The organism is Roseateles sp. P5_E1, from assembly GCF_054049335.1.
In genome coordinates this window covers 1-543 of the sequence record NZ_JBFUMN010000414.1, presented here as the reverse complement: position 1 = coordinate 543, position 543 = coordinate 1, and the positions used below count along the sequence as shown (strand labels likewise).

Genomic DNA, 543 nt, shown 5'->3' with positions numbered 1-543 from the left:
ACCATGCCATTTCCATGCCCGACGATGACGGCCCGTTCATGTCCACGCCCCCGCTGAAGCCGCTTGCCACCCGCGAGCGCCTGTCCGAAGTCCGCTACGAGATCCGGGGCGAACTGGCGCGACGAGCGCGGGAGCTGGAGGCGCAGGGCCGCAAGCTGATCAAGCTGAACATCGGCAACCCGGGCAACTTCGGGTTCCGCGCGCCGGAGCACCTGCAGCGCGCGATCGCCGATGACATGGGCCGCACCGATCCCTATACCCACCAGCAGGGCCTGCCCGAGGCCCGCGAAGCGATTGCCGCCGCCTACGCCCGGCGCGGTGCCCCCGACGCGCATCCTGACCGGGTGTTTATCGGCAACGGCGTCAGCGAGCTGATCGACCTGTCGCTGCGCGCCCTGCTCAACCCCGGCGATGAAGTGCTGGTGCCCTCTCCCGACTATCCGCTGTGGTCGGCGGCGACCATCCTCAACGACGGCCGGCCGGTGTATTACCGCTGCGCACCGGAGAACGGCTTCCAGCCGGTCCCGGTCGAAATCGAAACAC

Annotated in this window: 1 protein-coding gene; it reads left to right on the top strand. The window is 68.7% G+C overall.

Going from position 1 to position 543, the window contains the following annotated elements:
* Positions 1 to 14 precede the first annotated feature (14 nt).
* On the top strand, positions 15 to 543 hold a 529-nt coding region (locus tag ACXJKJ_RS31825; protein WP_457395712.1), incomplete at its 3' end, for an aminotransferase class I/II-fold pyridoxal phosphate-dependent enzyme.